Below are 285 nucleotides of genomic sequence, written 5' to 3' on the forward strand. Positions count from 1 at the left end.
TAAGTTATCTTGTCAATGATGAAGTCTTAGTTAAACTTGAGGAAAGTTTTATATCAGTTTCTCCCCGTGATCAATCAAAAGATGCGCGTTCCAAATGGGGTATGTCGCGTTCAATGATTGAGAATATTTTTTGTGGTGTCAAGGATGGTTTTGAAAAAAGGTTGGAGATCAACGGTGTTGGTTATCGTGCTGCTTTGCAGGGTAAGGATATTCAGTTATCGTTAGGTTTTTCGCACGATGTGATTTATAAAGTGCCGTCGGGTGTGACTGTGAGCATCCCTAAGC

General features: G+C 40.4%; 1 protein-coding gene. It reads left to right on the top strand.

What is annotated here, in order from left to right; genetic code table 11:
• A partial coding sequence (locus tag ACFIO5_RS12690; protein WP_375705597.1) for a 50S ribosomal protein L6 occupies window positions 1-285 on the top strand: 285 nt, incomplete at both ends.

This window comes from Bartonella sp. AA86SXKL, from assembly GCF_042196885.1.